Origin of the sequence: Melissospora conviva, assembly GCF_049523535.1 — a bacterium.
GTDB lineage: Bacteria > Actinomycetota > Actinomycetes > Mycobacteriales > Micromonosporaceae > Melissospora > Melissospora conviva.
The window spans coordinates 834,821-846,522 of record NZ_JBLLDT010000001.1; the positions used below are offsets into that span (position 1 = coordinate 834,821).

Annotated in this window: 13 protein-coding genes and 1 pseudogene; 11 read left to right on the top strand and 3 right to left on the bottom strand. The window is 71.7% G+C overall.

Annotated features, from left to right (window positions below):
• Positions 1-10 precede the first annotated feature (10 nt).
• Entirely contained in the window at positions 11-724 is a 714-nt protein-coding gene (locus ACK8GG_RS04125; RefSeq protein ID WP_440355566.1) for a hypothetical protein, read from the bottom strand.
• A gap of 212 nt (positions 725-936) precedes the next feature.
• On the opposite strand from ACK8GG_RS04125, the gene eno reads away from it, so the two are divergent.
• The 7 genes and pseudogenes from eno to ACK8GG_RS04160 all read left to right on the top strand — a co-directional run bounded on the left by eno (position 937) and on the right by ACK8GG_RS04160 (position 5,676).
• Complete coding sequence (eno, locus tag ACK8GG_RS04130; protein WP_440355567.1) at positions 937-2,220, top strand: phosphopyruvate hydratase; 1,284 nt, start codon at positions 937-939, stop codon at positions 2,218-2,220.
• Positions 2,221-2,250: 30 nt separating this feature from the next.
• Positions 2,251-2,847: a septum formation initiator family protein gene (locus ACK8GG_RS04135; RefSeq protein ID WP_440355568.1), complete on the top strand. Its 597-nt coding sequence runs from the start codon at positions 2,251-2,253 to the stop codon at positions 2,845-2,847.
• Between the two features lie 100 nt (positions 2,848-2,947).
• Positions 2,948-3,490, top strand: a pseudogene (locus ACK8GG_RS04140) (DUF501 domain-containing protein); the annotation flags it as partial.
• Positions 3,491-3,617: 127 nt separating this feature from the next.
• Positions 3,618-4,139, top strand: coding sequence for an amino-acid N-acetyltransferase (locus ACK8GG_RS04145; protein WP_440348150.1), 522 nt, complete (start codon positions 3,618-3,620; stop codon positions 4,137-4,139).
• A gap of 129 nt (positions 4,140-4,268) precedes the next feature.
• Entirely contained in the window at positions 4,269-5,198 is a 930-nt protein-coding gene (locus tag ACK8GG_RS04150) for a Ppx/GppA phosphatase family protein (RefSeq protein ID WP_440349190.1), read from the top strand.
• A 62-nt stretch (positions 5,199-5,260) separates the two neighbouring features.
• Positions 5,261-5,464, top strand: coding sequence for a ribbon-helix-helix domain-containing protein (locus ACK8GG_RS04155; RefSeq protein WP_440348149.1), 204 nt, complete (start codon positions 5,261-5,263; stop codon positions 5,462-5,464).
• Entirely contained in the window at positions 5,461-5,676 is a 216-nt protein-coding gene (locus ACK8GG_RS04160) for a hypothetical protein (protein ID WP_440348148.1), read from the top strand. The genes ACK8GG_RS04155 and ACK8GG_RS04160 overlap by 4 nt, the downstream gene beginning before the upstream one ends.
• Positions 5,677-5,884: 208 nt before the next feature.
• Here the strand turns inward: ACK8GG_RS04160 and ACK8GG_RS04165 are convergent, their stop codons facing one another.
• Positions 5,885-8,062, bottom strand: coding sequence for an MMPL family transporter (locus ACK8GG_RS04165; protein ID WP_440355569.1), 2,178 nt, complete (start codon positions 8,060-8,062; stop codon positions 5,885-5,887).
• A 19-nt stretch (positions 8,063-8,081) separates the two neighbouring features.
• Positions 8,082-8,624: a TetR/AcrR family transcriptional regulator gene (locus ACK8GG_RS04170; protein ID WP_440354021.1), complete on the bottom strand. Its 543-nt coding sequence runs from the start codon at positions 8,622-8,624 to the stop codon at positions 8,082-8,084.
• Between the two features lie 195 nt (positions 8,625-8,819).
• Between ACK8GG_RS04170 and ACK8GG_RS04175 the strand changes: the two genes are divergently transcribed.
• The 4 genes from ACK8GG_RS04175 (at position 8,820) to ACK8GG_RS04190 (ending at position 11,679) form a co-directional block, all read left to right on the top strand.
• On the top strand, positions 8,820-9,152 hold the full coding sequence (locus ACK8GG_RS04175) for a PadR family transcriptional regulator (protein WP_440354020.1): 333 nt from the start codon (positions 8,820-8,822) through the stop codon (positions 9,150-9,152).
• Positions 9,149-10,138 (top strand): HAAS signaling domain-containing protein, encoded by a 990-nt coding sequence (locus ACK8GG_RS04180; RefSeq protein ID WP_440355570.1) that lies wholly within the window; start codon positions 9,149-9,151, stop codon positions 10,136-10,138. The genes ACK8GG_RS04175 and ACK8GG_RS04180 overlap by 4 nt, the downstream gene beginning before the upstream one ends.
• A gap of 127 nt (positions 10,139-10,265) precedes the next feature.
• On the top strand, positions 10,266-10,946 hold the full coding sequence (locus ACK8GG_RS04185; RefSeq protein ID WP_440354436.1) for a dienelactone hydrolase family protein: 681 nt from the start codon (positions 10,266-10,268) through the stop codon (positions 10,944-10,946).
• Positions 10,873-11,679: a uracil-DNA glycosylase gene (locus tag ACK8GG_RS04190; RefSeq protein ID WP_440355571.1), complete on the top strand. Its 807-nt coding sequence runs from the start codon at positions 10,873-10,875 to the stop codon at positions 11,677-11,679. The genes ACK8GG_RS04185 and ACK8GG_RS04190 overlap by 74 nt, the downstream gene beginning before the upstream one ends.
• Positions 11,680-11,702: the final 23 nt, after the last annotated feature.

The window sequence follows — 11,702 nt, forward strand, 5'->3', positions numbered from 1 at the left end:
CGCCGGGCGGTCAGTCGGTGTCGTCGCGGCGGTCGACCACCAGCGCGTCAGCGGGCAGTTCGAACACGCTGCTCTCCACCGAGTCGCGGTAGCGGACCAGCGCCAGGTCGACCGAAGTGTCGTCGACGGTGCCGGTGAAGCTGCCGAGCACGCCGTCACTGGTCACGCAGGTCTTGAACGGGGCCTGGCCGTCCTCGGCGCTGCCCGGGCGGACCTCGACACAGGTGGCGTGCCGCCCGGCGATGGTGCTGTCGGTCTCCTCGGTCGTGGTGGTCGGATCCAGGGCGGCGGAGGTCAGCAGGCCGATCACCATCGGCGGAGTGACCAGTCCCCGGTCCTTGGCGGAAGTGAACGTGGTCACCGGCGGCTTGCCGGCCTGCGCGGGCGGCGGGGTGAGGGTGCAGACGGGCCGCTCGCCCCCGGTGTCGCACTCCGCCGTCGCCTCGTCGGTGACGGTGAGCAGCCCCGCCGGGTAGATGTACGCCGCGCGGGGAGCGGGCTGCTGGGTCTGCACGATCGAGGCGGTCGCGCCGCCGGCCAGCTGGTACTCCGCGGCGTAGGTCGACGCCAGGGCCGCGTCGAGCCGGCCGGCCAGGTCATTGATCAACTGCGAGCGGCCGATCCCCCGGCCGGCGTCGTCGAGGGTCTGGCAGCCGGTGGCGAGCAGAGCGAGCGCGACGGCGGCCGCGGCGACGACGCGGCGAGCGAGGGAAGCGGCAGGCATGGCGGACAGCCTATGCCGCCCGGTCGATGCCGGTGGAAACGATCACGATTGATGGGACAGAAAACGGGAATCCCGGCCAGGCACCATCAGGGTGGTACTGCGTCGGAGGTAACACCCGGTCGGCGCGTGAGGACCGATACGCTGCTTTGCACAACGCTTTCGCGGGGGCGGCCCTGCCGACCGGAACCACATCGAAACGAGGAGCGACAACAGTGGCAACCATCGAGGGAATCGTCGCCCGGGAAATTCTCGACTCGCGGGGCAACCCGACGGTCGAGGTCGAGATCGGCCTGGACGACGGCACCATCGCCCGCGCCGCAGTTCCGTCGGGAGCTTCCACCGGGGCCTTCGAGGCGCTCGAACTGCGAGACGGCGACAAGTCCCGCTACCTCGGCAAGGGCGTCGAAAAGGCAGTCAGCAACATCGAGGACCGCATCGTCGACGAACTGATCGGTTACGAGGCGAGCGAGCAGCGCATCATCGACCAGAAGATGCTCGACATCGACGGCAGCGACGACAAGTCCTCGCTCGGCGCCAACGCGATCCTCGGCGTCTCGCTCGCCGTGGCCAAGGCCGCCGCCGCGAGCGCCGAGCTGAGCCTGTTCCGGTACCTCGGCGGCCCGAACGCGCACCTGCTGCCGGTGCCGATGATGAACATTCTCAACGGCGGCGCGCACGCCGACTCGAACGTCGACATTCAGGAATTCATGATCGCGCCGATCGGCGCGCCCACCTTCCGCGAGGCGCTGCGCGCCGGCGCCGAGGTGTACCACGCACTCAAGTCGGTGCTGAAGAAGCAGGGCCTGAGCACCGGTCTGGGCGACGAGGGCGGCTTCGCCCCGAACCTGCCGACCAACTCCGCGGCCCTGGACCTGATCTCCGAGGCCGTCGAGAAGGCCGGCTACCGGGTCGGCGCCGACATCGTCTTCGCTCTCGACGTGGCCGCCACCGAGTTCTACAACGACGGCTCCTACACCTTCGAGGGCGCCGGCAAGTCCGCCGAGGAGATGACGGCGTACTACACCAAGCTCGTCGGCGACTACCCGATCGTGTCGGTCGAGGACCCGCTCGCGGAGGACGACTGGGCGGGCTGGAGCGCGCTCACCGCCGCCCTCGGCGACAAGATCCAGATCGTGGGTGACGACCTCTTCGTCACCAACCCGACCCGCATCGCCCGGGGTATCCAGGAGCGGGCCGCCAACGCCCTCCTGGTCAAGGTCAACCAGATCGGTTCGCTCACCGAGACCTTCGACGCGGTCGACCTGGCCCAGCGCAACGGTTTCCGCGCCATGATGAGCCACCGTTCCGGCGAGACCGAGGACACCACCATCGCCGACCTCGCCGTCGCCACCGGCTGCGGGCAGATCAAGACCGGCGCGCCCGCCCGTTCCGAGCGGGTCGCCAAGTACAACCAGCTCCTGCGCATCGAGGAGGAGCTCGCCGAGGCGGCGCGCTACGCCGGCGCCGGCGCGTTCCCGCGTTACCGTTCCGCCTGAGTCCGGTCGCCACGGCGGAGGAGGACCACAATGCAGCAACCACGGACCCCGGGCGGGCGTCGTCCGGCGCGCCGCCCCGCCCGTCCCGTGCGTTCGGGCGCTGCCCGTACGACCGGTCGGGGCGTCCGCTCCGAGGCCCGTGGCTCCTCCGGTAGAACACCGCACGCCGCGCGGGGCGGTGAGGCCGTACGTTCGGCCAGCCGCCCCGCCGCGGCGCGGCGCACCTCCGCCAAACGCACATCCGCGCCGCAGCAGCGGCATCTCACCGGCCGCGCCACGGTGCTGCTGACGGTCCTGATCGCGCTCGCCCTGGCCTATGCGTACCCGCTGCGCGTCTACCTCGACCAGCAGTCGGACATCGCCCGGACGGAGGCGGCGCAGGCCGAGCAGCGCGAGCTGATCAAGAACCTGTCGCTGCAGGCGGAGAAGTGGCAGGACCCGGAGTACATCGAGATCGAGGCGCGTCGCCGCTTCTACATGCGCCGCCCCGGCGAGCAGCTCTTCCTGATCCACGACGACCGCGACCTCACGACCGACCCCGGCGCGGCCGGCGGCCCGGCGCCCGAGGAGGGCGAGACCTGGTACGACACGCTCTGGTCGAGCATCGAAGCCGCCGACGAACGGTGACCGGAGCCGACGCCGTGCTCGACCGGCCCGTGTTGTGATCCGTGGCCGTCCGGCCCGGCCCGCCCGTAACAGCCACCGGACGCGCAGGGAAGATGGAGACGTGACTGTCGTACCCCCGCCGGAGCCGGCTGCCGAACTCGTACCCCCGCCCGTACGGGAACCCGCCACCGAGGCGGACCTCGCCGCGGTCGCCGAGCAGCTCGGACGCACCCCCCGTGGCACCCGCGCGGTGGCGCACCGCTGCCCCTGCGGCGCCCCGGACGTGGTGGAGACCACGCCTCGGCTGGCCGACGGTACCCCGTTCCCGACGTTGTTCTACCTGACCTGCCCGCGGGCCACCGCGGCCTGCAGCCGGCTGGAGTCGGCGGGGCTGATGAAGGAGATGGCGGCCCGGCTCGCCACCGACGCCGACCTCGCCGCCCGCTACGAGGCCGCACATGAGGACTACCTGCGGCGGCGCGCGGCGATCGGCGAGGTGCCGGAGATCGCCGGGATCTCGGCCGGCGGCATGCCGGGGCGGGTCAAGTGCCTCCACGTGCACCTCGGTCACGCGCTCGCGGCCGGGCCCGGCGTCAATCCCTTCGGCGACGAGGTGCTGGAGCTGATCGAGCCCTGGTGGCTCGCCGGCCCCTGCACCGAGGTCGCGGGTGCGGCGGCGCAGGCCGCCGGCGTGGCGCAGCCCGGGGACCCGGCGCAGGCAGCCGACGCGGCGCCGGTCGCGGCCGCTGAGAGCGCCGACGCCGACCGCGACCCCCGCTAGGCTCGCCCGCATGGAGGCCGCCACCGTCGAGGTTCGCCGGGCCCGCACCGCCGACGTACGCGGAATCCGGCGGCTGATCAACACCTACAGTGCCGACCCCGAGGACCGGCGGCTGCTGCGCAAGGCGACCGTCACCCTCTACGAGGACGTACAGGAGTTCCGGGTCGCCGTTCCGGTCGGCGAGTCACGGGTGGTCGGCTGCGGCGCGCTGCACGTGATGTGGGAGGACCTGGCCGAGATCCGTACGGTGGCGGTCGACCCGGCGTACCGCGGCCACCGGATCGGGCAGCGCATCGTCACCGAACTGATCGACCAGGCGCGCGAACTCGGCGTGGCGCGGATCTTCGCCCTCACCTTCGAGACGCGCTTCTTCGCCTCCTTCGGTTTCGTCGAGATCGACGGCGCCCCGGTGCCCACCCCGGTGTACGAGCAGCTGCTGCGCTCCTACGACGAGGGCGTCGCCGAGTTCCTCGGCCTGGAGCGGGTCAAGCCCAACACCCTCGGCAACACCCGCATGCTTCTGCGCCTCTGACCCCCCTCCTGCCGCCCGCCCGGGCGTCCTGCTCGGCGCAACTTCAGGGAAGTTGCGGTGTCCCGCAGCAGCTGATGCAGCAACTTCCCTGAAGTTGCCTGACGTAGGGTGGCTGCCGTGACGACTCGTGTGGCGGCCATTGACTGTGGGACGAACTCGATCCGGCTGCTGGTGGCGGATCTGCCCGACGCCTCGGCGGGGCCGGAAGCGCCGCTGGTGGACCTGAGCCGCCGGATGGAGATCGTCCGGCTCGGTCAGGACGTGGACCGGACCGGCCGGCTCGCCGATGAAGCGATCGAGCGGACCCGGGTGGCGCTCGAGTCGTACACGGCGCAGATCAGGCAGTTGGGTGCCGAGCGGGTACGGATGTGCGCCACCTCCGCCTCCCGGGACGCCACCAACGCGGAGGTGTTCCGCACGATGGTCCGCGAGACCCTCGGGGTCGCGCCCGAGGTGGTTAGCGGCGACGAGGAGGCACGCCTCTCCTTCACCGGCGCCGTCCGCGGGCTCGCCGCCGACGCGCAGCCGCCGTACCTCGTGGTGGACATCGGTGGCGGCTCGACCGAGTTCGTCGTCGGCGACCGGGAGCACGGGGTGCGGGCCGGGGTCTCGATGGACATCGGCTGTGTCCGGATGACCGAACGCCATCTGGCGGGCGACCCGCCGAGCGCGGCGCAGATCGCTGCCGCCGAGGCCGACATCACCGCGGTGGTGGACCGGGCACTGGCGGCCGTGCCGGGCCGGGAGGCGGCGACCCTGGTCGGGCTCGCCGGTTCGGTGACCACCGTCGTCGCGCTCGCCCAGAACCTTTCCGAGTACGACCCGGCCCGTATCCACCACGCGCGGGTCTCCTACGACGACGTGGCGCGGGTGACCGCCGATCTGCTCGGCAAGTCGCGCGAGCAGCGGCTGGCGTACCCGGTCATGCACCCGGGCCGGGCCGACGTGATCGGCGCCGGCGCGCTGGTGCTGCGGATCATCATGGAGCGCGCCGGCATGAGCTCGGTGGTCGCCAGCGAGCACGACATCCTCGACGGCATCGCCTGGTCCCTGGCCTGACCCCGCAGCCGCTGCGGTTTCTGGGAACTGTTCAGACTGTTCAGGGCGGGTATGGTTTCTGCATGGTCACCCCGGTCAATCTCCCTGACGGCCTCCATGAGCAGCTGAAACGGGTCGCCGACGCCGAGCACCGCTCGGTGGACGACACCATCGTCGTGGCGGTCGAAGAGTACGTCGCCGCCCGCGACCGACGATCGCGCGTTCGTGATCTGGCGGGCCAGGTCGCGGAGCGAGACGCGGAGCTACTGCGGCGGCTGGCCGAGTGATCGTCTATCTCGACGTCGAGGATCTCGTCGAGATCGCCTCAGTTGTTCTGGGCGAACCCCCGCAGATCCGCGATCCGGGCCTGCTCTCCTCCGCGGCCGTCCGGCCCGCAACCGAGGCCTTCGGCCAAGAGGCGTACGAGGATCTGTGGAGCAAAGCGGCTGCGTTGCCGGGTTTTCCTCGCGCTGAACGACGTGCCGGTCTCGGCGGTTGATGTCGATCAGGCCGAGGCGCTGGTCATGACAGTGGCCAGTGGTGCAATGGGTGAGGTTGCTGAGATCGCCCGCGAGCTGCGGAAGCTCTACCTCTGAGCGGGAGTCAGCGACGTCTCGTGATTCCCACCGGCGTGCCAGGTCCCTGACGCGGCGACGGCCCGGTCGTCCAGCCCTTCGGGGCCGGACGACCGGGCCGTCGCCGGTTGGTCAGACCTGTGCCGCGTCGGGCGTGCGGGCGGAGTCAAGCTGCTTGCGCAGCGCTTCGCCCTCGATGTCGACGTTGGGCAGGATCTTCGACAGCCAGCCGGGCAGCCACCAGGCGCTCTTGCCGAGCAGCGACATCACCGCCGGCACGATCGTCATCCGGACCACGAAGGCGTCGATCGCGACACCGATCGCCATCGCGAAGCCCATCGACTTGATGATCGGGTCGTCCATCAGCATGAAGCCGGCGAAGACCGAGACCATGATCAGCGCGGCGGCGGTGACGACCCGGGCCCCGTGTCCCATGCCGTTGATCGTCGCCTGCTGTGCGGTGTCACCGTGCACGAAGTCCTCCCGCATCCGGGAGACCAGGAAGACCTCGTAGTCCATCGCCAGGCCGAAGAGGATGCCGATCAACAGGATCGGCAGGAAGCTGACCAGCGGCCCGGGGCTGTCGACGCCGAGCAGGCCGGCGAGGTTGCCCTGCTGGAAGACCAGCACGGTGATGCCGAAGGTGGCACCGACGGTGAGCAGGAAACCGAGCGCCGCCTTGACCGGCACCAGGATCGACCGGAAGACCAGCATCAGCAGCAGGATCGACAGCCCGACCACGAGGATCAGGTAGATCGGCATCGCGTCGCTGAGGCTCTCCGACACGTCGATGCCGAAGGCGGTCGCGCCGGTCAGCAGGATGTCGGCGCTGTCGACGGCTGCGGCCTTCTCCCGGATGGTGTGCACCAGATTCTCGGTCGCCTCGTCGGTCGGCGAGGTGCCCGGGATGATGCTGAGCAGGGCGGTGGTCTGGTCCCCGCTGAGGTTCGGCGGGGTGACCGCGAGCAGGTTCTCGGTGCCCTGCAGCTCCGTGGTGATCTCCTGCACGGCGGCGGCGGTCTGCTCGGGGGAGTCTCCGGAGACGACCAGGGCCAGCCGCCCGGTGAAGCCCGGCCCGAACCCCTCGGCGATGAGGTCGGCGGCCTCGCGGGGCGCACTGCCCGCCGGGCCCGAGCCCGCGTCCGGCAGGGCGAGCCGCATGTCGGTGGCGGGCAGGGTGAGCGCACCGAGTGCGAGCACGCCGGCGATGATCACCGGGATCCGTGCCCTGGTCACCCAGCGGGCCCAGGTGAAGCCGAAGCCCTGGGTCGGCTCGGCGGCGGCCTTGTCGGGGCCGCTCCGGTGCTTGCGCGGCAGGACCCGCGCGCCGATGAAGCCGAGCAGGGCCGGCAGCAGCGTGATCGCCACCAGCACGGCGACGGCGACGGTCGCGGCGGCGGCCAGACCCATGACGGTCAGGAAGGGGATCTGGACGACGGCCAGCCCGGCGAGGGCGATGACGACGGTGGCGCCGGCGAAGACCACGGCGGAGCCGGCCGTGCCGACCGCGCGTCCGGCCGCTTCGTCCCCGTCGAAGCCCTCCAGCAGGTTCTGCCGGTAGCGGGAGCTGATGAAGAGCGAGTAGTCGATGCCGACCGCGAGGCCGAGCATCAGCGCCAGCACCGGCGTCACGCTGGTCATCTCGAATGTGTTGCTCAGGGCGTAGAGGCCGGCCATGCCGACGCCGACGCCGATCAGCGCGTTGAGCATGGTCATGCCGGCGGCGACCAGCGATCCGAAGGTCACCACGAGTACGACCATCGCCACCGCGACACCGATCGCCTCGGTGCTGCCCACCTCGGGTTCGGAGTTCATCACCTCACCGCCGTGCTCGACCTGCAGGCCGGCGGCCTGGGCGGCGGAACCACTCTGCTCGTACGCGGTGCGCTGGGAGTCGGTGACCTTGTCGACCTGTTCGGTGAACTGGACCGAGATCAGGGCGTACCGGCCGTCGGGGGAGACCGAGCCGGTGGTGAACGGGTCGAGCGCGGCGAGCACGCCGGGCAGCTCGTTGGCTTCCTTGACCAGCTGTCCCAGCTGGGCCTGACGCTGCGGTGCGGTGAGCGTCTCGCCCTCAGGCGCGGCCACCACGATCGTGCCGGTGGTGCCGCTGGCCTCGGGGAACTCCTCGGCGAGCATGTCGATCGCCCGCTGCGATTCGGTACCGGGGATGGTGAAGTTGCTGGAGGTGGGGCCCATGAAGGCCAGGGCGCCGCCGCCGAGGGCGAGCAGCAGCCCGAGCCAGAGCGCCACCACGACCTTGCGGCGCCGGAAAGCGCCGCGGCCGAGCCGGTAGAGCAGGGTTGCCATTTTCAGTCCTTGTTTATCGTCAGGCGTCGGGGCGCAGGGCCCGTCGTGCCACACGGATGAGGGCGGTACGCAGTTCGTCGTCGTCGAGGTCGCGGCAGGTGTCGATGGCGACGGTGGCGCTGCCGGCGAGCAGCACCTCCGCGGCGATCCGGTCGGCCGGGTCGGTGGACCAGCCGGTGCAGGCGGCCATGAGGGTCTCGATGAGCGGCCGGATGTCTTCGAAGCTCGCCACCTGCAGCAGCTGGGGCAGGGAGTCGAGCAGGAGCATGGTCTCCTGCCGGAATGCGAGCAGCAGGTCGACGAAGCCGTTGATCGCGGTTTCCCGGGCGGTTGCGGCGTCGAGGCCGGTCAGCCGGGTGACGAGGGCCTGCAGTGCTTCGGCTGCGGGCGCCAGTAGCGCGGTGAGGATCGCCTCCTTGCTGTCGAAGTGGTAGAGCAGCGTTGCCTTGGAGCAGCCAACCTTGACCGCGATGTCGTGCAGCGACGTGCCTTTGAAGCCGGTGGCGGCGAACTGCCGGGCCGCCTCGGCGAGGATCTCGTCGCGTGTGTTGGTACGTGCCATTGCCGCAATTGCCTCCCGGACCAGAATGCCCTGACCGTTCGGCCAGTTCCTGACCGATCGGCCAGATGTGACGCAGCTCGCCATGCGGGGGTGGCGCCGGCCCGGGGCGGCGCCGGGCCCGGCGTGCCGGCCCGGAGTATCGGCGGCCAGCTATGTCATTGACGGTACTGTGCGATGCGTAGTAGCGTCCTCGTTGTGGATGCCACTCAGCTGTTGAAAGGTGTGCTGGACCTTGCCGTCCTCGCCGTCCTGCGGGACGAGGACGGCTACGGCTACGACATCCTGCGCCGGTTGCGCGCCGCCGGGCTGGAGGAGGTCGGGGACGCCTCCGTCTACGGCACGCTGCGCCGGCTCTTCGCCGCCGGCCTGCTCACCACCTACGTGGTGCCGAGCGAGTCCGGGCCGCACCGCAAGTACTACTCGCTCAACTCCGCCGGACGCGACGAGCTCGCCCGCTCCGGCAAGCTCTGGCGATCCTTCGCCACCACCATGGACCAGTTGGTCGACGATCGGGGGATGACGGCATGACCGTCGTACACGAGCAGGACATCGCGCGCTATGTCGAGCAGGTCCGGGCCGCGCTGGCCGACCTGCCGCCGCAGCTGCGCGACGAACTGACCGAGGACCTCCCCGAGCACCTGGCCGAGGTCGCAGCCGAGGGCGACGGCTCCCTGGTGGACCGGCTCGGCAGCCCCGAGGCGTACGCGGCCGAACTGCGTACCGCCGCCGGTGCGGCCGTACCCTCCGCCCGGCCCAACCTCGACCAGCGGCTCGCCGCCGCCCGGATCAACCTGCGTGACCGGATCCGCAACGCCGACCGCACCCTCGGCCCCCTGGTCGGGTACGCCCGGGCGAGCGAGTTCCTCGCCCTGCTGCGCCCCGGCTGGTGGGTGCTGCGCGGCTACCTGGTGGCAGTCCTGATCACCGGCAGTGGGGGAGTGATCCCGCGGCTCGGCGGCAGCGTCCTCGCCGGCCTCGTCGTCCTCGGCGCGGCCGTGATCGGCTCGATCTGGCTGGGCCGGCGCTCCGGCGGCTTCCGGCTCTGGCCGCGCCGGGCGGTGCACGCCGGCGCCTTCCTCCTGCTGCTGATCGCCTTCGTGCAGGTGGTGCAGATCGACCGGGAAGCCCGCTGGGACCCGTACTACCCGGAGCCGGCCACCTACGCGGATCCCTCCGGCCAGATCAGCGACATCTTCGTCTACGACGAGCAGGGCCGGCTCGTGCCGAACGCCCGCCTCTTCGACCAGGACGGCAACGTCATCCGGCTCGGGGACGAGTGGTGCTGGGACGAGGGGACGCAGGAGAGCGTCCAGGCCGTCACCGGCCGCTACCCGCACTGCCCGGGGGACGCACCGTTCACGTTCCGCACCGACGCCACGCCGACGCCCGCCGACGCCACACCGGCTCCGTCCGACGCCACGCCGACGCCCGCCGACGCCACGCCGGCTCCGTCCGACGCCACCCCGGCTCCGTCCGACGCCTCGCCCGCTCCCGCGGGCACCCCGCACCGGTGATCGCGCGCCGGGAGGCGAAGACCACTGCCGCGGTTACTTCCCGGCGGCCCTGCGGCATGGCAGGCTACCGGCACGCGTCGCCACGCTGTGACGGGCGACGGTGACTGACCGCGAGGAGGCCGGGCCGATGGGCGAGATGGTGAGCTATCGCGGCAGTACGGAACAGATCCCGGGTTACCTAGCCAGACCCGTCGGCGCCCTGCCCGCCCCGGCGGTCATCGTGATCGGGGAAGGGTGGGGGCTGGTCCCGCACATCCGGGCGGTCGCCGACCGGCTGGCCGCCGCCGGCTTCGTGGCGCTCGCGCCGGATCTGCACCGGGGCGCACCGCCCCCGGGGCCGGACGAGGCCGCCTCGGCGGCGCTGCGGGCGCGCATCGGTGCGGCGGCGCAGGAGATCGCTGCCGCGGCCGAGTACCTCGGCGGCCTCACCGGCTGCCAGGGCAAGATCGGGACCGTCGGCTTCGACATCGGGGCCGGCCTGGCGCTCTGGTCGGCCACCCGATCGGAACGGATCGTCGCGGCGGCCGGTTTCTACCCCACGCTCCCCGCCGCGGAGCTGAGTTGGGACAACTACGCCGGCAAGGCCGCCCTGATCCACTGTGCCGAAGCCGACGGCAGCTCCACCGCCGACGGTGTGCGCCACGCCGTACGGGCGATCGAGGCGGCCGGGGGCAGCTGCCACACCTGCGACTATCCGGGCACCGCGCACGCCTTCTTCAACGACGACCACCCGGATGCGTACCATCCGGCGGCCGCGGCGGGCGCCTGGGCGCGGACCATCGAGCTGTTCCGGAGCCGGCTTGGCTGAGGCACGCACCCCGGCCGACGTGGTCCGGCTCGCCGCCGGCGCGGACGCACTCGGTGCGCTCGACACCCGGATCGCCGACTGCTTCGCCTGCCCCCGCCTGGTGGCGTGGCGCGAAGAGGTGGCGGTGGTGCGGCGCGCGGCCTTCCGCGACCAGGCGTACTGGGGCCGGCCGATCCCGGGGTTCGGTCCCGCCGACGCCCGGATCGCGATCCTCGGTCTGGCACCCGCCGCCCACGGTGGCAACCGCACCGGCCGGATCTTCACCGGCGACCGCTCCGGCGACGTCCTCTTCGCCGCCCTGCACCGCGCCGGGCTGGCGAACCAGCCCACCAGCGTCGCCGCCGACGACGGGCTGGAGCTACGGGGCACCCGGATCTTCGCCGCCGTGCGCTGCGCTCCGCCGGCGAACAAACCCACCCCGGCCGAACGCGACACCTGCGCGCCCTGGCTGCACCGCGAGATCGCCCTGATCCGGCCTACGCTGCGGGTGGTCGTCGCCCTCGGCGCGTTCGCCTGGGACGCCTGGTGGCCGGCATATCGACAGGTGTACGGTGTGGCCTCGCCCAGCCCCAAGCCCCGCTTCGGCCATGCGGCACACTGGGCGGGTACACGCGGCCCGCACCTGCTGGGCTGTTACCACGTCAGCCAGCAGAACACGTTCACCGGCCGCCTCACACCGGCCATGTTGGACGAGGTGCTGAGCCGGGCCAAGGTGCTGGCCGGATTGGACTGAGAGGGTGGGGCGGGTGGCGAAGA

Excerpts from the sequence above, each read along its gene's own strand:
- ACK8GG_RS04125 (WP_440355566.1), bottom strand. The coding sequence starts at position 724 with ATGCCTGCCGCTTCCCTCGCTCGCCGCGTCGTCGCCGCGGCCGCCGTC.
- ACK8GG_RS04135 (WP_440355568.1), top strand. The coding sequence starts at position 2,251 with ATGCAGCAACCACGGACCCCGGGCGGGCGTCGTCCGGCGCGCCGCCCC.
- ACK8GG_RS04145 (WP_440348150.1), top strand. The coding sequence starts at position 3,618 with ATGGAGGCCGCCACCGTCGAGGTTCGCCGGGCCCGCACCGCCGACGTA.
- ACK8GG_RS04155 (WP_440348149.1), top strand. The coding sequence starts at position 5,261 with ATGGTCACCCCGGTCAATCTCCCTGACGGCCTCCATGAGCAGCTGAAA.
- ACK8GG_RS04165 (WP_440355569.1), bottom strand. The coding sequence starts at position 8,062 with ATGGCAACCCTGCTCTACCGGCTCGGCCGCGGCGCTTTCCGGCGCCGC.
- ACK8GG_RS04170 (WP_440354021.1), bottom strand. The coding sequence starts at position 8,624 with ATGGCACGTACCAACACACGCGACGAGATCCTCGCCGAGGCGGCCCGG.
- ACK8GG_RS04180 (WP_440355570.1), top strand. The coding sequence starts at position 9,149 with ATGACCGTCGTACACGAGCAGGACATCGCGCGCTATGTCGAGCAGGTC.
- ACK8GG_RS04185 (WP_440354436.1), top strand. The coding sequence starts at position 10,266 with ATGGGCGAGATGGTGAGCTATCGCGGCAGTACGGAACAGATCCCGGGT.
- ACK8GG_RS04190 (WP_440355571.1), top strand. The coding sequence starts at position 10,873 with ATGCGTACCATCCGGCGGCCGCGGCGGGCGCCTGGGCGCGGACCATCG.